Origin of the sequence: Psychrobacter sp. CAL346-MNA-CIBAN-0220, assembly GCF_040309805.1 — a bacterium.
Lineage (GTDB): Bacteria > Pseudomonadota > Gammaproteobacteria > Pseudomonadales > Moraxellaceae > Psychrobacter.
This window is the reverse complement of the sequence record NZ_JBEOPF010000004.1, coordinates 278,398-302,877: the sequence shown is the minus strand read 5'-3', so window position 1 is coordinate 302,877 and position 24,480 is coordinate 278,398. Positions and strand designations below refer to the sequence as shown.

At 42.7% G+C, this 24,480-nt stretch carries 20 protein-coding genes; 6 read left to right on the top strand and 14 right to left on the bottom strand.

Translation table 11 applies throughout. The features are described 5' to 3' along the window. Nucleotides 1-108 precede the first annotated feature (108 nt). Nucleotides 109-1,635, bottom strand: a complete 1,527-nt coding sequence (gene ppx / locus AAEY88_RS10200) for an exopolyphosphatase (RefSeq protein ID WP_350562089.1) — start codon at nt 1,633-1,635, stop codon at nt 109-111. 398 nt (nt 1,636-2,033) lie between these two features. Here ppx and AAEY88_RS10195 point away from each other — a divergent pair, with 398 nt between their 5' ends. Beyond that, nucleotides 2,034-2,450 carry a DUF962 domain-containing protein gene (locus tag AAEY88_RS10195; RefSeq protein ID WP_350562023.1) on the top strand — a complete coding sequence of 139 codons (417 nt, stop codon included), beginning with the start codon at nt 2,034-2,036 and terminating at the stop codon, nt 2,448-2,450. 179 nt (nt 2,451-2,629) lie between these two features. Here AAEY88_RS10195 and AAEY88_RS10190 read toward each other — a convergent pair whose 3' ends face one another. From AAEY88_RS10190 to AAEY88_RS10180, 3 genes are all read right to left on the bottom strand, one after another. Beyond that, a complete protein-coding gene (locus tag AAEY88_RS10190) occupies nt 2,630-4,372 on the bottom strand; it encodes an AMP-binding protein (RefSeq protein ID WP_350562021.1) in 1,743 nt (580 codons plus the stop codon). A gap of 349 nt (nt 4,373-4,721) precedes the next feature. Continuing rightward, nucleotides 4,722-6,023, bottom strand: a complete 1,302-nt coding sequence (hemL, locus tag AAEY88_RS10185; protein ID WP_350562019.1) for a glutamate-1-semialdehyde 2,1-aminomutase — start codon at nt 6,021-6,023, stop codon at nt 4,722-4,724. 228 nt (nt 6,024-6,251) lie between these two features. Next, nucleotides 6,252-6,608 carry a zinc ribbon domain-containing protein YjdM gene (locus AAEY88_RS10180; protein ID WP_350562017.1) on the bottom strand — a complete coding sequence of 119 codons (357 nt, stop codon included), beginning with the start codon at nt 6,606-6,608 and terminating at the stop codon, nt 6,252-6,254. Nucleotides 6,609-6,912: 304 nt separating this feature from the next. On the opposite strand from AAEY88_RS10180, the gene AAEY88_RS10175 reads away from it, so the two are divergent. The 3 genes from AAEY88_RS10175 (at nt 6,913) to AAEY88_RS10165 (ending at nt 9,621) form a co-directional block, all read left to right on the top strand. Then, complete coding sequence (locus AAEY88_RS10175; protein WP_350562015.1) at nt 6,913-7,674, top strand: folate-binding Fe/S cluster repair protein; 762 nt, start codon at nt 6,913-6,915, stop codon at nt 7,672-7,674. 116 nt (nt 7,675-7,790) lie between these two features. Next, entirely contained in the window at nt 7,791-9,143 is a 1,353-nt protein-coding gene (locus AAEY88_RS10170) for a D-amino acid dehydrogenase (RefSeq protein ID WP_350562013.1), read from the top strand. A gap of 274 nt (nt 9,144-9,417) precedes the next feature. Next, on the top strand, nt 9,418-9,621 hold the full coding sequence (locus tag AAEY88_RS10165; RefSeq protein ID WP_350562011.1) for a CsbD family protein: 204 nt from the start codon (nt 9,418-9,420) through the stop codon (nt 9,619-9,621). A 694-nt stretch (nt 9,622-10,315) separates the two neighbouring features. Here the strand turns inward: AAEY88_RS10165 and AAEY88_RS10160 are convergent. After that, nucleotides 10,316-11,029, bottom strand: a complete 714-nt coding sequence (locus AAEY88_RS10160; protein ID WP_350562009.1) for a divalent cation transporter — start codon at nt 11,027-11,029, stop codon at nt 10,316-10,318. 483 nt (nt 11,030-11,512) lie between these two features. Between AAEY88_RS10160 and AAEY88_RS10155 the strand changes: the two genes are divergently transcribed. Next, a complete protein-coding gene (locus AAEY88_RS10155) occupies nt 11,513-12,115 on the top strand; it encodes a hypothetical protein (RefSeq protein WP_350562007.1) in 603 nt (200 codons plus the stop codon). A 163-nt stretch (nt 12,116-12,278) separates the two neighbouring features. On the opposite strand, the gene AAEY88_RS10150 is transcribed toward AAEY88_RS10155, so the two are convergent. The 7 genes from AAEY88_RS10150 to AAEY88_RS10120 form a co-directional block, all read right to left on the bottom strand. Beyond that, on the bottom strand, nt 12,279-12,590 hold the full coding sequence (locus AAEY88_RS10150) for an NGG1p interacting factor NIF3 (RefSeq protein ID WP_350562005.1): 312 nt from the start codon (nt 12,588-12,590) through the stop codon (nt 12,279-12,281). Between the two features lie 115 nt (nt 12,591-12,705). Beyond that, nucleotides 12,706-13,353, bottom strand: coding sequence for a DNA-3-methyladenine glycosylase (locus tag AAEY88_RS10145; protein WP_350562003.1), 648 nt, complete (start codon nt 13,351-13,353; stop codon nt 12,706-12,708). A 180-nt stretch (nt 13,354-13,533) separates the two neighbouring features. Next, the gene (purC, locus tag AAEY88_RS10140; protein ID WP_350562087.1) at nt 13,534-14,247 is read right to left on the bottom strand and encodes a phosphoribosylaminoimidazolesuccinocarboxamide synthase; all 714 of its coding nucleotides are present in this window, start codon (nt 14,245-14,247) and stop codon (nt 13,534-13,536) included. 225 nt (nt 14,248-14,472) lie between these two features. Further along, a complete protein-coding gene (locus AAEY88_RS10135) occupies nt 14,473-14,796 on the bottom strand; it encodes a hypothetical protein (protein ID WP_350562001.1) in 324 nt (107 codons plus the stop codon). Between the two features lie 99 nt (nt 14,797-14,895). Continuing rightward, a complete protein-coding gene (gene dapA / locus AAEY88_RS10130; protein ID WP_350561999.1) occupies nt 14,896-15,813 on the bottom strand; it encodes a 4-hydroxy-tetrahydrodipicolinate synthase in 918 nt (305 codons plus the stop codon). A gap of 357 nt (nt 15,814-16,170) precedes the next feature. After that, entirely contained in the window at nt 16,171-17,367 is a 1,197-nt protein-coding gene (locus AAEY88_RS10125) for a hypothetical protein (RefSeq protein WP_350561997.1), read from the bottom strand. A 285-nt stretch (nt 17,368-17,652) separates the two neighbouring features. Further along, on the bottom strand, nt 17,653-19,095 hold the full coding sequence (locus tag AAEY88_RS10120; RefSeq protein WP_350561995.1) for a Do family serine endopeptidase: 1,443 nt from the start codon (nt 19,093-19,095) through the stop codon (nt 17,653-17,655). Between the two features lie 720 nt (nt 19,096-19,815). Here AAEY88_RS10120 and AAEY88_RS10115 point away from each other — a divergent pair. Beyond that, the gene (locus AAEY88_RS10115) at nt 19,816-22,212 is read left to right on the top strand and encodes a cation:proton antiporter (protein ID WP_350561993.1); all 2,397 of its coding nucleotides are present in this window, start codon (nt 19,816-19,818) and stop codon (nt 22,210-22,212) included. Nucleotides 22,213-22,302: 90 nt separating this feature from the next. On the opposite strand, the gene tmk is transcribed toward AAEY88_RS10115, so the two are convergent. After that, nucleotides 22,303-23,013: a dTMP kinase gene (gene tmk / locus AAEY88_RS10110; protein WP_350561991.1), complete on the bottom strand. Its 711-nt coding sequence runs from the start codon at nt 23,011-23,013 to the stop codon at nt 22,303-22,305. 121 nt (nt 23,014-23,134) lie between these two features. Next, on the bottom strand, nt 23,135-24,418 hold the full coding sequence (gene mltG, locus AAEY88_RS10105; RefSeq protein ID WP_350561989.1) for an endolytic transglycosylase MltG: 1,284 nt from the start codon (nt 24,416-24,418) through the stop codon (nt 23,135-23,137). Nucleotides 24,419-24,480 lie beyond the last annotated feature (62 nt).

Here is a 24,480-nt window from a genome sequence, read left to right as displayed (position 1 = left end):
TTGTAAACTCAATAAAAACCATAGTAGCACATCTCATATGCCATGGCATTACTGACAATAGCGCTTTTGTAATGCTATTATTTGGCTAGTAATAGTGCCATTCAAGCACTAAGCTTCAATCACGCTGAGCTTAACGCCCCACTTGGCAAATTGCTCAACCTCAGCGTAAATATCAGATAATAAGAAGGCATAGTGTTCATTATCAGCAGCAACGGTAATTTGCCAACAATTGGTATCTGTAACCTTTAATGGCATAGTAGGGGCGCTATATTCACTGCGACTGTGATGGGTTAGTATGGCAAGCCGTAACAGTAAGCATAAATAAACCAGTTGATCACCACCGATAATACACGCTTGTTCCAGCATGTCAGCTTTTAGCTTACGCCGATGATTAAGCATTAACTGCGCCATACGTTTTTGATCCACTTGCGAGAACCCTGGGATATCTGAGTATTCGAGCAAATAAGCGCTGTGTCGATGGTAACTATTGTGGCTTATCGCCAGACCAATTTCATGCAAGAACGCGGCACGTCTGAGTAAATCAGCATCCTCATTATTTAAACCCAGCTCATTTTGTACTTGCTCAAATAACTTCCGGCTGGTTTTGACCACTTGTTTGGCTTGTTTTTTATCAACTGAATACCGTTTAATCAAAGCCAATACACTACGGTCGCGAACATCTTCGCTCGCAAAGCGTCCCAGCATGTCATACATGACACCCTCGCGCAGTGCGCCATCAGAGTAGGTAATGGTATCAATACCCAGCACTTTCATGGCGGCCCGCAGCACCGCTACTCCTGCCGGAAACACCGCCTTCCGGTGCTCTTTTACGCCGGTCAACTCAATATCGTTGACGTCACCGATTTTTATCAATAGTTTTTCTAACTTTTTGACACCTTTGTAGGTGACGCGCTCTTGCTCATCCGCCCAGCCTTTAGATACCAGTACGTTACGTACCGCTTTAATGGTACCGCTAGAGCCGACCACACTACTCCAACCCATTTTTTGATATTGACCGTTGATAGCTAATATTTCTTTGCGTGCCGCCGCGATAGCGTTGTTAAAGGCATTTTCGGTAATCTGACCATCGGCAAAAAATGCCTGAGTAAAAGCAACACAGCCCATCTGTAAACTTTCAGTCAATAGCGGATCAAACTTTTGTCCAATGATAAACTCCGTAGAACCGCCACCGATATCAATAACTAAACGCCTATCGCTACTGGCATTGGTATGCGAGACCCCCAAATAGATCAGCCGCGCCTCTTCACGCCCAGCAATGACTTCAATAGGTTTTGGTAGAATTTCATTAGCGCGCTTAATAAAATCATTGGCGTTTTTAGCTTGGCGCAAGGCATTAGTGGCGACAATACGAATACGTTCAGGCGGTACTGAATCTAGACGCGCTACAAACCGGCTCAAGCATTCAAGTCCACGTTGTTCAGCCGCCGCGCCTAAGATATTATGCTCATCTAATCCAGCAGCCAGTTGTACTTTTTCAGACATTGACGCTACTTTCCGCACCTCACCATGATCGAGACGAGCAATGGCTAAATGAAAACTGTTGGAACCAATATCAATGGCAGCCATCAGTTCATCATCTTTGATCGGTGGGTTTTCAAGAGAGTTATTGAGCATAAGTAGAGTAATTACCATATAAGATGGATAGTTAAATAAAAATAGGTCCTGGGTACGTGACGTAGCTAGCAATACTATCAATATCAGCCAGCCGCGTGCACCATAGACGAATGTCGCTATTAAAGCATTTCTGCTAAACACTGGCAAGTTGACCATAGTCCTGGCCAAACAGCTACTGGAAAGCGGACGCTGGGTCACATTCAGTTGTTTGTATTAGGGACGGCCGTTTGCTACATTCTAAGTCAGCAAATTCAGAATTAATAACAACTTGTTATCTATTATTGGGCGCTATAGTATTGATTGCTAATAATCACTTTTTATTTAACAAAAATAATATTTTTCATATAAACGCCTGACCTATAACAAGCCAAGAATAATAAACAAAGGACGCTATCAAAATGCACCAATCTGCTACCAACCAAGCGTTAACGGCCGCCATTATAACCAACAAAAATACTAATGCTGGCACTGATCTCATAAATATAGACCCATCTGCTAAGCAAAATTTTTATGACTTTTATTTAGCTGAGCATCAAAATATGGCTTGTCGACGTCTGCATTTTGCTGGCAGTAGTTTTGGCTTATTAGGACTAGCAAAGTCTGTTAGAACTCGTTCGCCTAAGCCGCTTATTAAAGGTATTGCTGCCGGATATGCTTGTGCATGGGTCGGGCACTTTTTCTTTGAAAAAAACAAACCAGCCTCGTTTAAATTTCCACTAAAAAGCTTTGCCAGCGATTTTCGTATGTATGGCGATGTGCTACGCGGTAACTTAAGCTTAAAAGATCGCAAGCTTGATAAGCCACGGCAGAAATAAGTCGCTTAATTAGTGCTTTAAAACAGTAAGTGGTTTAAATGGCTCAGAATTTAAGGCAATAATACTTTTTTGTAAAATGCTAACTTAAGATACTAGACTAACTTAAAACCGCAGCGCAGTATTTTTATTATTTCAGTCCAATAACTGTTTGCATAGTGATTATTTAGCTTAGTATCTATTTAACGTAGCGACTTACGTAATATTTTACCCACCGCCGTTTTTGGTAACTCATCAATAAACGCATAAGATTGTGGACGCTTGTATCCTGTCAAACGCTCGCTAGCAAAAGCTTGTAACTCCTCTTCTGTTAAGCTTGGATCTTTTTTGACCACAAAAGCTTTGGGCACTTCACCGCTGTGCGCATCTTCAATACCGACCACTGCCACCTCGAGTACTTTTGGATGCTCAGTGAGCGCTGCCTCGATCTCATTAGGATAAACATTAAAACCTGAGACCAATATCATATCCTTTTTACGATCTACTAAGGTTAAAAAACCATCGCCATTAAGGACACCGATATCACCTGATTTGAAGTAGCCGTCCTCGGTAAAAGTGTCTGTATTGTCCTGTCTCCAATAACCACGCATCACTTGCGGCCCTTTAATGCCTACTTCGCCACGCGTTCCTATTGCACACGCTGCGCCAGTATCATCCATTATCTTAATGTTCATCAGCGCCAGTGGTAAGCCGACGCTGCCATTGAATGCAGTCATTCCTGGCGGATTAAAAGAGATAACTGGCGCGGTCTCTGACATCCCATAACCTTCATTAATAATCATGCCAGTGACTTGCTGCCATTGATCAGAAATAGCTTTGATAATCGCTGTACCGCCACCGATAGACAGCACCAGCTGACTAAAATCAAGACTGGCAAACTTTGGATGATTAAGCATACCGGTGAATAACGTATTTACTGAAGGAATGACGTGCGGGCGCTGCTGCTCAATCGTGTTGACCAATCCGTCGATATCACGAGGATTGGTAACCAGAATATCTTCCCAGCCGCCATAAATACCAAGCAGGCCACAAACGGTAAATGAGAAGATATGATATAGCGGTAAAGGATTAAGTATTTTAATTTGCTCGCTGCGACCCGCCTCAATAGCACCGCCAAACATCGCATAACACTGACAGACATTAGCCATGACATTATAGTGGGTTAGCATCGCGCCTTTAGGTTTGCCAGTGGTACCGCCAGTATATTGTAATAATGCTAAATCTTCACGCTCAATAGTCACAGGTTGACATTGCTCAGCATGATATAAATTCATAATACTTGCAAAGCTAACGTTCTTTTGTGACAACTTAGAATTTGGTGATGATTTTGATGAGGTTTGCATGATATCTGTGTGGCTTTTTGAGTCATCAATTTTTGCTAATAACGCAACATCATTGTCAACGAGTTCAGCACTAGGATTCATTGAGCAATGCACCACCCACTGCAGTTGCGCTTTAACGTCATCATCTAATTGTTCGTAAGCGGATGCCATGCCATCAAGGATAATCAGACCACAGGCTTCGGAATCACTCAGCTGGTGTGCCAATTCATAATGAGTATAAAGTGGATTGACATTGACCAGCACCATGCCCGCACGTAGGCAGCCCAGCATCACCACTGCATACTGTAATATATTCGGTAGTTGTACCGCAATACGCGCGCCCTTTTCTATATTTTGGGCTTGTAAAAAGGTGGCAAAGCGTTGACTGGCAATATCCAATTGCGCAAAGGTTAAGGTTGCTGGTCCCATGCTAAAAGCGACAGACTCGCTATATTGCTCAATCTTTGGTTGCAATAAATCTAAAAGATTATGCTTACCGTCTAATACATCCAAATTATTCTTGAGGCCATACTGCTCATAAGTAGCTTGCCATAGTGGCGGAATAGTTACCTTAGGAGCATTGTTGTCAGAAGTCGTATTCATAAGTTAGCATCCTTGCTATATTCAAACCCAGATAACCAGATTACAGTGACAGACTCATTTAAGGTACTAGGCATACAACTTTCACTCGCCCTGCTTGTATTCTAATTACCCGATTGCGATTATGAGTTGTTATTTTAATTTTTAGCATAGCACAATTTATTACCTCATTATCAGTGGGTTAAAACGCAAAATATTATTATTTATTAATGCATCTATCAAATATTTTCTATTTAAATTGTCCTAAAGATATCTTTAATAACCTCAAATTTTAGCCCTAAAAAAACCAGCACAGTATCCCATGCTGATTATTAAATTAAGCGTTGTTATCTCACATTTAAGACCGACTATTTTACGCGGCTGCCATTTCTGCAAATACCTCATCAGCCGCTTTTATAGAAACCTCTAGATCTTCGTTGCTATGCTTGATGGACATAAAACCTGCTTCATAAGCAGATGGCGCAAGGTAAATACCACGATCAAGCATGCCGTGAAAGAAGGTATTAAAAGCATCCATATTGCATTCAGTCACGTCATCAAAGTCAAGCGGAGTCTTAGTAGCACTGTCCTTGACAAAGAACATACCAAACATGCCACCAAGCTTATTGGTACGCAGGTGAATACCATGCTTATCAGCAGCAGCTTGAATACCGTCAACTAAGTGATCAACTTTAGCAGACAGCTCAGCATAAAAACCATCTACGGTTAAGTCTTCAAACATCGCAATACCCGCGCGCATTGCTAGAGGGTTACCAGATAAGGTGCCTGCTTGATATACGCCGCCGAGTGGTGCGATGCAAGACATAATCTCACGCTTACCGCCAAAGGCACCAACTGGCAAGCCTGCACCGATGATTTTACCGAAACAGGTTAGGTCAGGATCAATGCCGAAATGCGCTTGAGCACCGCCAAGGCCGACACGAAAGCCAGTCATTACTTCATCAAATACCAAGACCGCACCATGCTCAGTGCATTGTTCGCGCAAAGTATCATGAAACGCTTGCTCAGGGATGACCATGTTCATGTTACCGGCGATAGGCTCGACGATAACACAGGCGATTTCCTCACCCCATTTCTCAAAGCAGTCTTTGATCGCTTGCGGATCATTATAAGGGATGGTAATCGTGTGCTTAGCAAAATCAGCGGGCACGCCTTTTGAGGTCGGTTCACCAATATCGAGCATACCTGAACCCGCTTTAACCAACAAGCTGTCTGAATGCCCGTGATAGCAGCCTTCGAACTTAACGATTTTGTCACGCTGAGTATAGCCACGCGCCAGACGAATCGCGCTCATAGTCGCTTCAGTACCCGAGCTGGTCATACGGATCATCTCAACACTAGGAACGATGTCGCATATTTTATCGGCAACGGTGGTTTCAAACGGTGTTGGTGTCCCAAAGCTTAAACCATCATCGGCGGCTTTTTTGACGGCATCAATGACTTTTGGATGTGCATGACCCAAAATCATCGGCCCCCAAGAGCCCACATAATCAATATAGGCATTATCTTCGGTATCATAGATTTTGCTGCCGTTAGCGCGGTGCATAAAGACAGGTGTACCACCGACTCCTGCAAAGGCACGAACGGGAGAGTTCACGCCACCAGGGATATGTTTGCGAGCTTGCGCAAAAAGCTGTTCGTTTTTAGTGCTCATAAATATTCTCTATTATTTTATTGAAAGCAGTTTCTTTTACAAAAGATAAGCGTCAACGGCTGATGTCTTATATGACAGCTAATATCATTAATTTTGAAGAAAAGTATTAAAGATGCCGTTTAGTAAAGACAAAGCGGCAATTTTAGGAGTCTGAGAACAACAAAGTTAAAGGCTCTTTACTGAATTATCACTAAAACTACGGTTTAGTTTCTTACTACGTTCAATATATTAAGCCTTTTTAACCACCGAGGACTTCAACTTCATGGGGCCAAAACCGTCAAGTTTACAGTCGATATCATGACCATCAGAGGCATCAGGCAGCAAACGAATACTTTTTGCCTTGGTACCCACTTTAATGATGATTGATGAGCCTTTCACTTTTAGGTCTTTAATCACCGTAACCGCATCACCATCTTGCAGCTCATTGCCAACCGCATCACGGATAACGCTATCTTGTTCAGCGCCATCTTCTGCCGAATCAGTTTCAGCCGCTGTCCACTCGTGAGCACACATCGGGCATACTAATAACGCACCGTCTTCATAAGTATAGTTTTCATCGCATTTTGGGCAATTGGGTAAGCTCATAATATCCTCGTTAGCCGTCATAAATTGGGTCTATTCTAGACTTAACATTGTACCGTAAGTCACCTGCTTTAACCAATCTGTTCGGTTGCAACTGAGTACTGTACCTAATTTATATTCTAAATCGTTGCGATAAGTGATGTACTTTTTATGCGTCTGTTTTTTGTGCTACTCTTCTGCTTAGTCATTGCATTATCTGTATGCTTATCTCCATATCACAGAACCTTAATAAAACAATTATCATTATTCAATTTATACCATCACTCAAAATAATAGTCACCCAATTCATATAATAAGGATAATAACTATGAATCATTCTTCGAGCCCATCTTCTATGCCAAAATTTCAACAATTGACGGTCGCAGGCGAAGACGCCGAAAAGTTTTTACAGGGTCAACTGACTTGTGATGTTACCAAGCTTGGCCTCAGTTATCAGGCCGCAGCGATTGGTAACTTAAAAGGTCGTATCGAATTTGGGATCTGGATTAAAAAACAAGCCGAGAAGCATTATGATGTGGTCATTAGTGCTGATTGTGCTGACTCTTTAAAAGCCCATTTAAATAAATATGGTGCCTTTTCAAAGTTTGAAACTAGCGCGCCAACGCCCATTTATCCTTGCGTACTTGACGATGAGCCCACTTTTAGCCATAAAGAATCTCATGATACGTTAGAGGGTACTCAGAAGTGGATGCAATGTAGTCTGGCCGCTGGTAACTATTGGATAGTGAGTACCACCCAAGGGGTTTTTCAGCCGCAAGAGCTGCGCCTACATCAACGCGGCGGTATGGACTACGATAAAGGCTGTTATTTGGGCCAAGAAGTCATTGCCCGAATTTACTTTAAATCAGCACCCAAAGCTTTTCTTCATTATGTACAAGGGTCAGGCGAGGTGCCAGCAGCCGGTGATAAGCTGGGCAAAATCCAAGTAGTCAATGCGATGGCAAACATCCAAGATACACAGGGTTTTATAGCGCTAGTTGTGGCACGTCCTGATAATTTAACAGAGAGCGATTTGAGCATTCTTGAATTACCCGCTGCTCTACAAATTGATGTTGCCCGTCCTAAATAAAAGGTACTTAATCAACAAGCCCTTTAGCAAGTAAATACAAGCACCAAACAGATTAGCATTTATTTTAGAGCTAGGTTCAGCACTAGAGGCCTATAACAATCACAGCAGAGAATCCTATGACACATATTGCGGTACTCGGAGCAGGGGTGGTGGGCGTGGCCAGCGCATGGTATCTTCGTCAGGCGGGCTATGATGTAACTGTGATTGAGCAGGAGCCTGCAGCGGGAATGCAGACCTCATTTGCTAATGGTGGTCAAATATCGGTATCACACGCTACGCCTTGGGCAAACCCTAAAGCACCTATGAAAGCACTCAAATGGCTATTCAAAGAGGATGCACCGCTCCTCTATCGTCTGCGGGCTGACAAAGCGCAGCTGAAGTGGGCACTACAGTTCTTACAAGAGTGCCGCGCAGACAAGGCCGATGCCAATCTGGTGCAAATGGTAAAATTAGGCTTGTATTCAAGAGACGCTTTGCAGCAACTACGCACTGATATCGATATCAAGTACGAGCAGCAGACGCGCGGTATCATGCATTTTTATACTAGCCCAGCTGAATTTGATGCCGCTATAGCACCAACCCAGCGTATGCAAGAGCTGGGCTGCGAGCGCTACTTGATTGACATCAATAACGCTGTCAGTTTGGAGCCCGCACTCTATCCTATTGCTCATAAGCTGATCGGCGCAACCTATACCAGTCGCGATGAGTCTGGCAACGCGCATCTATTTACCCAGCGCTTAGCTACTCGCTGTATAGAAGCTGGTGTGCAGTTTATGTACGATACCAAGATTTTAGCGATAAATACCGATGCTCATTCTACCAGTCCTCATGTGCACAGTATCACTGTTCGACCAGCGGGCGAAAACGCGCAAACCTTTAGTGCTGATAGTTATGTACTGGCATTAGGCAGCTATAGTGTGCCGTTGGTAAAGCCGCTCAATATTCATCTGCCAATCTTCCCAGCTAAAGGCTATTCTGCTACTTACAAAGTCAATCCGCGTGCACCGCACTTAGCACCTTTTATCAGCTTAATCGATGATGAGTATAAACTGGTCATGTCGCGCCTTGGTGATAAGCTGCGGGTAGCTGGAACAGCAGAATTCAACGGTTATAATTTAGATTTAAACGCCACGCGCTGTGAAGCAATTACCCATCGCGTTCGACAGCTATTTCCTAAAGGTATCATCGCAAACTCCGTCGAGTATTGGGCAGGCTTACGTCCTATGACCCCATCAAATGTGCCCTTAATTGGTCGCGCCCATTGCGGCCAAGTCCGTCATGGTAGCCATAATACAGACGCTACTTTTGATAACTTATGGCTCAACACTGGTCATGGAACGCTTGGTTGGACGCATGCTTGCGGCTCGGCTCAAGCCATTAGCTTGTTAATGCAAGGCGAGAGCCCGAAAGTGGATTTTGACTTCATTGGTATAAACAATATAACAGGAGACAATAATCAAACTGGTTAAAAACCATATCCTTACTTTTAAATGTCTCCAAAAACCAGCTATGATTGTTACTCATCGCAGCAAAAACCTACGCCACCTACAACACAACTCGACTACGAATAACATTCATACCCGCTTTATAATAATTCAATAACACTATAAACATTGCCTATACAGACACCACAATCAAGGCTGCTTATATTAGATATCACAGGCTGGTTGTTTGTTATGGCTTAGCAGTTTAGAAACTATTGAATATAAAATAAGTATCATAAATAAAATAAGGAATACAACGATGAACGAACATACCCTAAAAGGTGAATGGAACCAATTGAAAGGCTCAGTAAAACAAAAATGGGCTGATCTTACTGATGATGACCTTACTCATATTGAAGGTAGCCGAGATAAACTAGTTGGACGTGTACAAGAGCGCTATGGTCATGCCAAAGATGATGCTGAGCGTGAAGTGGATGAATGGCGTCGCGAAAATAAGTACTAATTCAAACTCTACTTATAGAATTCAAACTCTACTTATAGATAATCATTTACAACAGCACTTACCCTAGTTTTTAACTCTATAAAAAAGCCGTATCAGATTATGATGCGGCTTTTTTATAGAGTAATGTTTAGAAGTTCTAAAATATTTTATAGGTACATGAAGAAATACGATTGACCAGAGATAAGAGAAATTATTCAAAAGCTTGCGAACAATAAAAACGAGCATGCTTCGAAGAATTTTATACACTATACATAATGTTATTTCTTAATATAAGACCATTTTTTATCAAGACATATTTTCACAAAACTCAGATACGATAAAACCGCATAGCAATTAATTGTTATGCGGTTTTATTGTTAACTATCCATGTTACCTATCACGACCTCAATCAATGCATCCTTGCATGATGTTCGGTACAATGTGACAGCTGGGCATCCTGCCCAATACTTACAACAACTACTGGTATTATCTACCGTCAGCACAGGTTATATGTCCTTACTTCACTTGCCATTGTCATCCTGACGTTGGTACGTGAATCATTATCCTTAATGCGGTCAACTCAATCCTTGAGTCACATTCCCTAATGCCGTGTGACTATAGTGTCAAATTATCACCCTCTTGTTAAGTCGCGTAAGCGTCATTGCTTGTAAGCATATGCTTACAAAAGCCATATAATGAGTTTTTTCTACGTATATTAGCCTGAAATGAGCATCTCACCGGCAATTCCTACCAAAAACCCAAGTGTGGCGCCAAGAGGAGTCAAATAATTATTAGCTAACTTGCTTTCAGGAATGATATCTTGAATAAGTAGATATAAAATTCCACCACTGGCAAATATCATAAGATGGGCTGTTAAATTAGGATGTTGGCGCAGTAAAAAATGCCCCATTAGCGCTGAGATGATGCCAAAAAAGCTCAAAACAAAAAAGATAAGCAACGTTTTTTTGACACTAAAGCCGCTGTTTACCAAGTCCCGAAACGAATTAAAGGATTCTGGCAGGTTCTGTAGACCAATAAACACTGCCAATAAGAGTGCCATTTGTGGCTCAATCGCAAATACTGCGCCTAATGCGATAGACTCTGGCACAAAGTCCATCATCATCGCCAGTAGCGTCGCTTGCTGACTATCAGACTTAGCCAATTGGCGATCTATGAGCATAAATAGCACGGCCCCAAATGAAAATGAGCCGATTACACCCCAAATACTGAGGGTCTCCATGCCTTTCGGCACTAAAACTAGCGCTAGCGCCGATAAGATAATCCCTGCTCCAAATGACATTAAGGTATGGATAATCTGATATTTAATAGGAGTGTCTTTAATATAGTGGTCAAATAAATTGGCCAACAATCCACCAATAAATACCGTAGCTCCAGAAAAACCTGAAAATAGAATAAGTTTAAATAACATTAGGGTACCTTTTTTTTATTTTTATTCAGACGCCACTCCTTATCAACTCATTAGTGTTAGCGACAAACCCACCAATTGGCAACCCCATTATCACCAAAAGCCCTGAATTCTTACGTAAGCATTTGCTTTTTTTACAACTTGTTAACGCTAAAGACATCTCTTATCAAGTTTTACCCTTTACTCTATATATGTAAGAAATTATTTCGAATCTATAAGACCGAGATAGATTTTGCCCCACTACTCTTTGAATACCTTCTATTTGAATACTTTCCTTTTTAAATACTGTTTGAGCCGCTGCATACGTTTGATTGTCCCTGCTATTTAATTATCATTGTTCTTGAAAAACATTATCAGGTTAACTCATTTATAGCCCTAGTAATAACAGCAGCATAGCTTTAAAAGAGTAATAGAAATACTAAACTGTAAAACATTATAGGAGATTTTATTATCAAAATTTTACGACGTGCAACCCTAAGAACGGCGGTGTCTTCTGCCTTGGCGGTTGCTTTATTAGGCACTACAGTTGGCTGTACCGCTATGGCCTCAAACTACGATAACCAGCCTGTTTATCGTGATGGTAATTTCGATCGTATCAGCCAGCAACTACGCCAAGATTTGAGTCGTAGCGGCTATTATGTGATGGATATTAAATCTGATAGCCATCGTGGCAATCAGGCGATTACCGTCTATGCCAAAAAGAACAATCAGCCGTATGAGCTCAAGTATACTTATCCAGCGTTAAAACCAATCAGCGCAAGTAAAAAAGACTGGTCTAGCGTCTGGCAGGATAACAACCATCATAACGGTAATGATAAATATAAAAACAATGGTAAATACAATAACAATAACCACCATTCTAAGAATGATGATATTGAAGATAATATAAAAAAAGAAGCGCGTTACTCTGCTATTAAGCAGCGAGCAATCAATAAAGTTAAATCTATGGGCTATCGTGTTGAAGACATTGAGCTGAAAGAAAAAAATAATCGTGGCTTTTTTGAAATTAAAGCCAAACGTGGCTCACAAGACTATGAGATTGAACTGAGCTATCCAGACCTTAGCGTGATCAAAAACGAAAAGGACTGATAGTCTAGACGACTAAGTTGAGATTTTGGTGCCGTTGACGTCTTGGTGCCTGTGGTCAAATAAGCCCGTCCTTGGTCTTATTTGACCTTTTTTTATGATGTGTTGTTTTTTTCGTGAGGTCCTGCTTCTAGTGCAGTTTTAGCCCTAATGTGTAAAACTTTTACTAAAAAGCCAGTACCTTTATCACATCATACGCCGGGGTTTCATAAGGGTGAGCACACTTCAATGCAGCAATGACTTTATCGATTACCGCCTCATCAACTACCATCTCAACTCGCCATTCGTTGACCGTTTCAAGATTATCTTGTGTGCCAATATGCGGTGTACTACCTGCAAGCGGCATAAACTGTCCGACGCCTTGTACCTGCCAGCAACACTGCTCATAATTACCAATCGTACCGGCTCCGGCAGTAAATAACGCAGTTTTAACTTCCTTTAAGGCACTTTCAGGAATAAAAACCGTGAGCTTATACATGTAATCACCTCATAAAATGACGTTAGTAAAATTTTAGGATGTCCTACCTTTATAGGTAAGCACTGCTTTATAGGTGACCATTAGTTTTTAAATAAGCGCGGTCTTTAGATAAGTGCTACTTCTTAGATAAAGAAGGATGATCTGTCCATATATAACGTAATAGCCAGTCCTTAGCGTCACCCGCATAATCAATACCGATACGTGGACGCAGTGATACTGGCGGTTGACAATCGTCGTCTTCAACCCAAACACTAGATTCTGGACTGATAAGCTTGCCATATAACTCGCGATCGATTTGTAGGCGCTTGGTCAGCTTACCAGGTCCTGCCAACTGCTTGAGATGGGTCAACTGTTTATCGATACTGAGCTGTTGTTCTTCTACCAAACGATCGCTGTCAGTCGTTAAAAATCCAGCACGAATCAGCACTGCCTCAGGTGACTCAGCAGGACCACTAACCAGATTGAGCATATGATGGATACCGTAGGTCAGGTAAACATAGAATACCCCACCTTGCTGATACATGATTTTGGTGCGTGCCGTCCGTGTCCCCGCATGCGCATGACAAGCGGCATCGCCTTCTCCAATATAGGCCTCAGTTTCTGAGATACGCATACGCAGGATCTTAATTACACCATCGCTATCGGTCAGCTGTCGGCATAATATTTTGCCCACTAAGTCGGCGGCGACCACACAGGTTGGACGAGCAAACCATGATGGTTCTAAAAAAGTAGCTTTGGAAGTGGATGATTCAGACGTTGACATCAGTAGGACCTTTTTCTATTTATTTTTATCATATGCATTATTGTTACTACAAATAACTTAGCATAAAAGTATAGTTAGGTATTGATGACTGTTATTAATTTTTTATATAAAAAAACTGAGCGCAGGGCTCAGTTTTTATTATTTAGATTCTAAGTTATCAAGATAGCAGTTATAACAAGTTTAGCTTAGTGGTATACCAAGACGCTTAGCCACTTCTTCATAGCCTTCGATGACGTCACCTAACGACTGACGGAAACGGTCTTTATCTAATTTTTTCTTGGTATTTTTATCCCAGATACGACAGCCGTCTGGTGAGAATTCATCACCTAAAACGATACGATCATGGAAAACGCCAAACTCTAGCTTAAAGTCTACCAACATTAAATCGCCAGCTTCAAAAATTTTCTTGAGGATTTCGTTCACTTGATAAGTCAGCGCTTGCATGGTTGCAAGCTGCGCCTCAGTTGCCCAATCGAGAGTCACGGCTAGCGATTCGTTAACCATCGGATCACCGAGCGCATCGTCTTTATAAAACAATTCAAAAGTCGGTGGCGTCAATACTTGGCCTTCTTCTAACCCTAGACGGCGTACCAAACTGCCAGCAGCAAAGTTACGTACCACACACTCAACAGGAATCATCTCTAGGCGCTTGACCAACACTTCATCAGCAGACAACTGCTTTTCAAAATGAGTTTCAATACCGGCATCTGCTAATTTTTGCATGATAAAAGTGTTAAAGCGGTTGTTAACCACACCCTTACGTGCCAACTGCTCGATACGCTTACCATCAAGAGCTGAGGTATCATCACGGAAGTGTAAAATCAGAAAATCGTTATCGTCAGTTTCATAGACGGATTTGGCTTTGCCTTTATATAGCAGTTGTTGTTTTTGCATCATGGGGTCCTGTTCGTTCAAGCTTATGTGGTACAGTCAAAACCATATAATTGACTACGATGTCAGACGCGATTAAGGTACGAGGGGTACAATTTTCACTCGCCTTCCTTGTATTCAATTCATCTGATGTTGACTATAAAAACGCGCAGCGACCACTAGCTATCTTAGATCAAGATATTCAAGTTTATGATAAAAAATACTAGCGGTATGAATGGGGATTAAAATTTATTTAGCAGGTGCCGCAGTAATAGCAACCGCACGCTCAGGCTTAGGAAGCTGATACTGTTTACCCGAATCGTTTTGTAATGTAAGAGTGTTTGCTCCTACATTTGGCGTTGGATATAAGGGTACAAATGGCGCTGTTTCTTGTGCAGCAGGAAGCTCTAGTGGCGCAAGTTTTTTGCTGTCTTGATATTCTAAGCTGCCATTATCACGTTGGCCAAGCCAACCCTTTGCCGTTTGGCAGCCGCTCAACACTAAAGTACTGCCCAAAATTAGGGTCAGCAAGGTGGGAAGCATCTTTATGGTGGGTAATGATGTTTTCATCATATTATCTCTATATTGTCTTTCAGAGTTAGCAATTAGCGCCTATGCAGACGTGTAGCTTATCACTTGTAATTAATTGGCTTACCGTTTTTCGCTGAGCATTTATAGCAAATTTGCCCTAACATTTGCCTTAACTAAGGCACTATCAATGGTCGCGTGATGTTCTTTCGCTAGCCATACTAGTGGCAAACGAATACCGGTATCTATCAGGCCCATTTTATGTAGCGCATACTTAGCAGGAATGGGACTTGATTCAATAAATAGATCACGGTGTAAATGCTTAATGATATCGTGTGCATGGTTAGCAGCAGCAAAATCACCACGTAGGGCGGCAGCAAAAGTCATACTCATCGCTTGCGGTACGACATTAGCTGTCACCGAGATATTACCTTTGGCGCCCACTTTCATTAGCTCCAGCGCGGTAACGTCATCACCTGATAACACAACCATTCGCGCACCGACCGCTTTAATCAATTGCTCGCCACGCGCAACCGAACCAGTAGCATCTTTAATCGCCACAATATTATCGATATCGGCTAAGCGCTCTACCGTTTCTTGAGCAATATCAACGACAGTACGCCCTGGTACATTATAGAGCATTTGCGGCATATCAACCGCTGTAGCAATCGCTTTATAATGCTGATATAAGCCTTCTTGTGGCGGCTTGTTATAGTAAGGAGCAACCAATAGCGCGCAGTCTGCACCAGCATCAGCCGCTTCTTGCGTCAGCTTAATGGCTTCGGTGGTATTATTGGCACCCGTACCTGCTATCACTGGCACACGGCCCTTAACATGCTGCACAAAAAAGCGAATGACATCGCTGTGCTCTTGCATAGATAAAGTAGCCGATTCCCCAGTGGTACCTACAGCGACGAGGCAATGAGTGCCTTGCTCGATTTGCCAGTCTATGAGGTCTGCCAGACGTTTATAATCGACCTTGCCGTCAGGATGCATGGGCGTTACCAAGGCTACCATTGAGCCTTGAAGTCGGGTTTTGATGTCGTCGTATGCTGTGCTCATAACCGTGCCTTACCGTGTTGTCCTAGCTTTTGTCAAAGCTGTCATGATAGTCGTATGCAAGAATTATTGCCTTGCTTGATTTTAATGCTAGTGGTGCGTTACTTTTTTATAAAAAACTCTTTTCGTAAACAATATTATTCGATCAATATTACTCTTAAATTAGCACTACTAATTAAGCGCTTAATCAAATCCCCGTATTATTTACGGTTACAAATGCCTGCTATTGTAGCATATTTTAATTTGTTGCCTCACTATCAATTAGGCACGAGTTTACTATCAATAAGCCGATACTAACCTTATATTCTAGGAATCATTTTAGCTCAATTGCTTAGTATTGATAAAAAATTTTGGCATATTTTAACGAATCGTCAACACATCGATAGTCGGACGATACAACCGAAACGGCAGTCCTCGCGTACCAATGCCACTACTGACAAATATTTGGGCGCTACCATGTTGATACAAGCCGCGCTTTTTACTAAAGCTGTTGGTAGTAAAACCCGTAGACTTACCGTTCATCCGATGCTCAGCTTGGCGCTGTTGCCCGGTCAATACGCCTTGCAGTGCTGATTTTTCTGCGCCAGCTATCAGAAGTGGGCGTGGCCGTATCAATTTTGGTAAATTGATAATACTATCAAAGCGCGACGCAAGGATAATCACCGGCTGCGTAGCATTAGTAATTTTGACACTCAGCGCCTCTTTATTAGGTGCAATCATTATCTCATTATTCGTCAGCGGCTTCGGTAGGTCTTGCCAGCCATAAAGCATTGCTATAATCATGGCGTTAGCTTCAGCAGCGGCCTCATTATTTTGGCTATTGCTTAAACCATCAGCGGTTAGTTGCGTATTCTCTTTATAAGCGCATTTGGAGGATAGCGGTAAACACTGCTGCCCAATATAGCTAATATCAAGCACATCAAAGGCGGCAGCTAGGGTATCTTCCAATAATGGCTGGCCTTGCTTGGTGGTATTAACCGACTGATAGCGTAAATCTGAGGTGCTCATGACGGTGTAAATAGGTTTATTCACCCCTTTAAATAACATCAACTGCCCGACTAAATCAGCACCCGGATAATACAGCCAATCGCCAGTAATCAGCACCACATCTGCTGATAACGCGTTAATAGTAGCGACTAGCTTACGAATATGGCGTGGTTTTCCGCTATATAGCCCAATACGTAAATCTGCCAATACTGCCACCGTGAGCGTCGCTTGCAAGCCAAGATCAATCGCTTGAGGTTGTAAGCGCAAGCGATTGGGTTGTACGATAACTGTATAAAAATATAGCGCCATCATTAACATAGCACCGGACACCGCCAGTACCGATAAGCTACCAAATAGTGGCGTCAGATTTAATACCCAGCTAACCATCAATAACAACGCCCAAATTGGCATAGTATAAGCAGCGTAATACAAGGCTAATTTAGGCCAAATACGCCTAAAACGCTTGCTGGGATTGGCATTAAAAGTTTGTAGCCCTGACCACAGTATCACATACGCCAGCAGTGCCGTCGCAGTAGTGATACAGAGCGTGTAGATAGCGTGGTCAATCATGGTTACCTGACTGTAATGTGAAGGTATAAAGATAAAAAATAACTTATTCCGTATGAGATTTTAAAGATAAGGCTGACTATAGTGTCATTAATATGAGCCTACTTGGTCACTAAATTGATAAACAACTTAAGAGATGCATGCCGTCAGCTTCTAAAAAATCAGCCATTATAGAGGTCGACGTCGATGATAGCCAAGGATAATTACCCACGCTTACTGGTATAAACATGATCATTAAGCACGATCAAGCAGCCATTAATAATCATCAGTAGTTGCTATCTCTTAGCATTATTCAATACGTAAACCAATAATTCCAGGAATACCCTGTCGCATCACCTCAATGGTGACTACGCCTTTTTTGGGTAATGAAGAAATAGCGCTTGAAAAGTCAGTCACCTTTTTAATAGGTTTCTGGTGCAGATTGGTAATAATATCGCCTGCCAATATTCCTGAACGCGCTGCCAAACCTATCGGGTCAACGGTAGTAACCAGTATGCCGGTCTTATTATCGGCTGCCAGCTCTGCTTGCTCATCAGTAGTGAGATTACGTAATCGAAGCCCTAACTGCACCTCATTGTCTTGTTGATCCCGACCTTGTGCTTGTACATCCTTGGGCGCATGGTCGAGTTTACCAGTCACTATCAACTGCTTACCATCCCGCTGTAATTGTGCCCGAAAGGGGTCATCAGGACGTGCCCGATTAATCAGGTTCAATAAATCCGACGCGCGCATAATTTTGATATCGTTATACTGCAAAATAATATCACCAGATTTTAGACCTGCCGTTTGTGCTGGCGAGTCTGGAGAAACCCGGGTTAGTAGCGCCCCTTGCGGACGGGATAGCTTATAAGCTTCTGCTAAATTACGATCAATATCCTGTGGATAGATACCCAAGTAGGCACGGCTTACTTCGCCATTGGTTTTCAGTTGCTCATAGATATCCATCGCCGCATCAATTGGGATGGAGAACGACAGACCCATATAACCGCCAGTCCCACTAAATATACGCGAGTTAATACCAATGACTTCGCCGCGCTGATTAAACAAAGGTCCCCCCGAGTTTCCCGGGTTTAGCGCCACATCGGTTTGGATGAACGGTACGCTAGTCTCACGTGAAAAGCTACGTGATTTGGCGCTGACAATACCGGCAGAAGCTGAGTAATCAAAGCCAAATGGTGAGCCAATGGCCAGTACTGGTTCACCAACTCGAAGCTTATTAGAGTCACCAATCGGTAGCGCTGGAAAATTACTGCCGTTAACTTTTAATACCGCCACATCCGAGCGCTCATCACTACCCACTAAGGTCACATCAAGCTCAGTCCGATCATTTAACGTAACAGTGATTTTATCTGCACCTTCGACGACATGATGGTTGGTAAGCATATAACCATCAGCAGTGACAAAAAATGCCGTCCCATAAGCGTGTTCAATAGCAGGGGTTGCTGCTTGTTCTGGAATGCGCAGGCGATCCCCAAAAAACTGTCTTAACAGTTCAGCAGTCTGGGCTTTGGCGAGTTCTGCCTCACTGACAGTTTTAGTGACATTGACGCGCGCCACTGCAGGGGTAACTTGCTGCACGAGATCTGAAAAATCAGCGGTAGTAACTGCTGCCTGTGCATTTGGAGCGATAGATATGCCGAGACCAGTTGTCATTACTGTACCAATGGCGATTGCCAGCGCACTGCGCTGCAGCCATTGTTGTACTTTATTAGTGGTTGATTGTCTGTGCATATTATCGCCCTTATGAATGGTCTATATATCAGTTATTTATATCTGTTATTGATCTTACTTTTTAATCAAGTTATTCATCAATACCAATGCCTGTTTATATATTTATCTTATAAATTTATTATTTATCCGTTATCTATTGGCATCAGTAGCGGCAGCTTTTTTCTTAACCATACTTTGGCCGTGTATCTACTTATTAGTTTAATAATAAGACATCATCATATTCACAACCACCTTTAGAGCTGTTTTCTTGGTCAGTATAATAAACGCTGCTGCCCTATGATAAATTCTACAGCTAACTTATGGCGGTCGTTGTTATGCAGCATAACCTAAGAGGTGGCTATTTGCATAGCGGTACAGCCTACGTTATGCCGGACGCGCTTGGGACAGATAAAATAAAATCATGTTATAATAACAAGCCAAATAACCTGTAAAGCAAACAAAAGTCTATTATTAATTATAGTTATTACCCATAATATCAGCGAATTAGCTATACTTATTCCTGTTCACCGTTTTTTACTGCCTCAGATTATCTCTGTTTATCTCAGGGCACTTTTGTCCCTGCTACTACTAACTATATGTCATTAACGCATTGAATGACTCATGCGATTACTTATGATATCTATAGTTATTATCAGCCAGTTGTTATCAGTTTTTGTGATAATTGGCTATAGCAAACCTTAATAGTTGTGAAGTATGTGACGCTTATAAAAGGATTAATTTATGGATACCGCCCTATTATTATCTAGCGTGGTTGGGATAGGCATCGCCGCCCAATGGTTGGCTTGGTACTTAAAGCAACCGTCCATTTTGTTTTTATTACTGATTGGTATCATTATCGGGCCGGTATTAGGATACTTTGATCCTGATTTGGTATTAGGCGAGCTGATGTTCCCTTTTATCTCATTAGGCGTAGCGATTATTTTATTTGAAGGGTCATTGACTTTAGAGTTCGATGAGATCAAGCAACACGGAACTGTGGTACAGATGCTGGTATCCGTTGGGGTGCTCATCACTATCGCCATTGTAGCGCTATCGACTTACCTATTATTCGATGTCGATCCCTTGATCGCCTTACTATTTGGGGCACTGGTATGCGTGACCGGACCGACAGTAATCATGCCACTACTGCGCAGTGTTCGCCCTAATAAGAATATCTCCAATATCTTAAAGTGGGAAGGTATCATTATCGACCCAATCGGCGCTATTGCGGTGGTATTGGTCTACGAATATATCATCTCGGGCGGTGAAGCCAGTAGTATTTTACTATTTGCCAAAATCGTGGTGCTGGCGACCTTATTAGGTCTGGTTGGCGCATGGGTGCTAGCGTTCTTAATGCGTAAGCATATGGTACCTGAGTTTTTGCGCAACGTCTTTACCTTAGCTTTTGTCCTAGTCTTATTTTCAATATCGAATCATTTAGAGCACGAGTCTGGCCTTTTAACGGTTACCGTACTAGGGGTGGCGCTGGCCAACTGGCCAAAATTCCCACGCGATACCATTCTAGAGTTTAATGAATCCTTAACCATACTGCTTATATCTGTACTGTTTATTATCCTTGCCGCTCGTGTTGAGCTGGCGAGTTTGATGAGCGTTGGTTTTGCCGGTCTGGTACTGTTGGCCATCGTGATGTTTGTGGCTCGTCCCTTGTCGGTTTGGGCTTCTTCAATTGGCTCTAACCTCAAAACCAATGAAAAACTGATGATCAGCTGGATTGGTCCGCGCGGTATTGTGGCTGCTGCTATCTCTTCACTGTTTGCTATTCGCTTGCAAGAATATGATATTCAGGGCGTTGAACTGTTAGTACCCTTAGTATTTATCGTCATTATTGGCACGGTAATGATTCAGGGCTTAGGCGCAAAAATGGTTGGCAATTTTCTGGGGGTCCGTGAACCTGCGACCAATGGTATTTTAGTGGTTGGTTCTAACCCAGTAGCACTATTGGTTGCCACGTCCTTAAAAGAGCAAGGCTTTGATGTGATTGTCGCCCATAACAACTATACCAATATCGCTGGGGCCCGTATGAGTGGCCTGCGCACCTACTTTGGTAATCCTATTTCCGACCACGCTGACCACCATCTCGACTTAATCGGTATCGGTCATCTGTTTGCTATGAGCATGGATAAAGAACTTAATACCTTATCCGAGATTCATTATCACCATGAGTTCGGTGAACAAAAGATTTATCGTCTTAAATTCAGTGACGAGAAAGTCAAAAATGAGCGCGATGATAAGCAAGCAAACTACCATTCGCAGTGGCTATTTGGCAAAGACGTGACCTACACTAAGCTTGCCAGCATGCTGTCAAAAAAAGCGCGTATTAAAATTACTAACATTACTGACAGTTATAGCTTTGCGCAGTATAAGGCGGATAACAAGCAATTTGTCCTACTGTATACCCTCGATAAAGAAGGTAAGCTAAACGTTATTACCAATAAATTCGATGGTAATGTACCGCGTGATCGTAAGCTGGTTGCTTTAGTAGTCGATGACGATGTGCAACCAAAACCTGTCGACGTCACTGCTAAACAGGAGCAAGCTCGCATCATTGCCGATGAAAAATTCGAAGCCAGCTCCAAAGCACCTGAAAAGCGTAAAGAAATAGAGCTTATTGATAAGGAAAAAGAGCCACCTGCACAGAGTAATCCAACAGGCGAAAGTAACGATGCTGAGCTAAAGGGTCAAGCTAGTAATACTGACAAGCAAAACCCCTTGCAGGAAGGTATGCAAACAGATCTAAAAAATAGCGCGGTAACAACCGAGCCGTCGCCAGCAGCTGCTAAGCCTGCTATTACAGAAAAAAATACGACGTCAGAACCTAAGAGTGCTGAAGTTAAAAGTCCTGAAGTCAAGAGCCCTGAAGTCAAGAGCCCTGAAGTTAAAAGCCCTGAATCCAAAAAAAGTACGACGCCTAAAAATAACAGCTCAGCGTCAAAGCTAAAAGCCAATGCCAATGGTAGTGGCAGTGCCCCTAAAACTAAAAAAGGGTCGCTTGATCCCAATCGTTTACCTGATACTAATAACAGTGTTGGAACCAATACTGCGAACGACAATGCTAAGAGCGGTGTTGAGAACAGTGCTGAAACCAGTATTAAAAACAATGGAAAGCAGGACAAATAGTAACTACTCTTTACCTTACTCTTTTGACGAAAACCCCAGCTCAATAGCTGGGGTTTTTTATGGGAGTTATAATCTCAAGCGTTGTAGATGCTAATCAATATCAAATGATAATTTAAGCACTTGCCAAATACGGGCGTTCACCTCATCCGTATGTCCTGACGCATCAATACGCTGAATACGCTCAGGATGTTGCACGGCCAGCGCGCTAAAACCCTCATGTACCCGTGTAAAAAATGCCGTTGCTTGCTGCTCGAAGCGATCTGCCACACTGCGTTTATTAGCGCGCGCCATACCTTCTAACACTGGCAAATCCAGCCATAGCGTTAGGTCAGGTAATTGCGGAATAAACTGCGCGATAAGGGCTTCAATCTTTGCTAATACTAGCGTATTCCCATAGGCACGCCCAAAACCTTGATAAGCAAAGGTTGAGTCCGTAAAACGATCACAGATTACCCATGACCCGCGCTGCAAAGCTGGCAAAATAACCTGCTGTAGATGGTCACAGCGCGCCGCAAATAACAACAACAGCTCGGTATCATCATTAATATCTGTGGCGGGATCTAACAAAATATCGCGCAGGCGCTCAGCAAACGGGCTACCACCCGGCTCACGCGTACACAGGTAGTCAATATCGTTGGCTTGCAAGCGCGCGCATAAAGCTTCAATCGCTGTGGTTTTACCAACGCCTTCGGTACCCTCGAAGCTAATAAAACGCCCTCGCTGCTTTAATTTAGCCGATACATTATTTGTAGCGGTTTGAGTAGTTGCTGCAGTAGAGCTAGCGCTTACAGGTGCTGACATCATATGGCCTTATGTGACATATATTTATTATAACTGCTAAATATTCTGACAGTTCTACAAGTTACCTATTAGAAAGCTACTTAGTAAAAAACTATCTAGCAAATGGTGACTTCTATATTCTTTATTGCGGCGGCATTTGTGATTTCTTTTCACGCATCACGTTCAGATATTCTTTTACCGCTTGATTATGGCCGGCCAAGCTATTGGTAAATTTGTGCCCGCCATTACCAGTTGCAACAAAGTATAGCGCATCACTATCGGCAGGATGCAAAGTAGCTTCGATAGAGGCGGCAGAAGGTAGTGCAATTGGCGTCGGCGGTAAACCATCAATCTGATAAGTGTTATATGCAGTCTTTTCATTAATATCTGACTTACGAATATTGCCATCATAGCGACTGCCCATGCCATAAATAATAGTAGGGTCGGTCTGCATACGCATACCTTTATTCAGGCGGTTACTAAATACCGCAGACACTAAGGGACGTTCCTCAACCACGCTGGTTTCTTTTTCGATGATAGAGGCCATAATCAACGCTTCATAAGGACTTTTATAAGGCAGATTTGGCGCACGATTGTCCCACGCTGTCGTCAGTGCCTGCTGCTGACGCTTATACAGATCGGTGAGCACTTTTTTATCGCTGGCTCCTTCACCATAATAATAGGTATCGGGAGCAAACCAACCTTCAAGGTTATAATTGACGATAGAATCAGCACTGTTGGTCACCGCGTCCGGCAATACGCCGACTAAATCTAACGCTTGCGCAATACTGGCGTTATCGGTATCAGCGGTCAAAACTTCCTTCTTGATACCTTTGTTCTCGCGCAAGGTTTGATATAAGTCTTTAGAAGTCTTACCTTCGATAATTTGTACTTTTACCATGGCCACTTTTGCGCCTTGTTCTAGTACTTGTAATACTTCAGCAATCGTTGGATTCGCGGATATCTGATAGATACCGGCATGTAGTGGGGCATCGATTTGTGACTTGATATAAAGCTTAGCGATACTGGCAGAAAACAGCGGAATCTGCTGTTGCCACTGTGGTAGTAAACCGTAATAAGTGTCGCCTTTCTCGATCGTCACCATCTGCTGCGGCTGGGTAATGCGCCCAAACAAGGTCTGATAGACCATCACCAATAAAAACGCAGCAATCAGCCCGAATACCAATAATATCTGATAACCTCGCATCATAAAAAATGATTGATGGTCTTCTTTATAACGTCGTGGTTTACTTTGTTGACTAATCAGTGAGATATCGGTTGCTGATACTTTGTCTTCTTCTACCTTATCCGCGTTGGGTTCTAGTTGAGACTGCTCCGCGCGCGCTTCATCAGCCGCGATATTCTTATCAGGGGGTGGCGTATCATTAGGACGTTCAGAAGGTGTTTCAGGTGTCGGCTTGCTCATGGCAACTCGCGAGGCAGTAGTTTGCTAGAATTTAGCATTGAACCGTGTGTTTTTCAATGTTA